This window comes from Liquorilactobacillus capillatus DSM 19910 (genome assembly GCF_001434915.1).
Lineage (GTDB): Bacteria > Bacillota > Bacilli > Lactobacillales > Lactobacillaceae > Liquorilactobacillus > Liquorilactobacillus capillatus.
In genome coordinates this window covers 1-296 of record NZ_AZEF01000060.1, presented here as the reverse complement: position 1 = coordinate 296, position 296 = coordinate 1, and the positions used below count along the sequence as shown (strand labels likewise).

2 tRNA genes are annotated in these 296 nt (G+C 43.9%); both read left to right on the top strand.

Annotation, left to right across the window (positions count from 1 at the left end):
- The first annotated feature begins 49 nt into the window (after positions 1-49).
- Positions 50-124: transfer RNA gene (locus tag FC81_RS10155), tRNA-Ile, on the top strand.
- Between the two features lie 19 nt (positions 125-143).
- Positions 144-216, top strand: a tRNA-Ala gene (locus FC81_RS10150).
- Positions 217-296: the final 80 nt, after the last annotated feature.

Genomic DNA, 296 nt, shown 5'->3' with positions numbered 1-296 from the left:
TTGAAACTTTGTTTAGTTTTGAGAGGTCTACTCTCATGAAGGATGTTACGGGCCTATAGCTCAGCTGGTTTAGAGCGCACGCCTGATAAGCGTGAGGTCGATGGTTCAAGTCCATTTAGGCCCATCCTTTTATGTTTTTTTATGGGGCCTTAGCTCAGCTGGGAGAGCGCCTGCTTTGCACGCAGGAGGTCATCGGTTCGATCCCGTTAGGCTCCATTAGCAACCTGAGGGTTGCTCAATAATTTGTTCTTTGAAAACTAGATAATATTTTTTCTTAAATTAACAAACCGAGAACA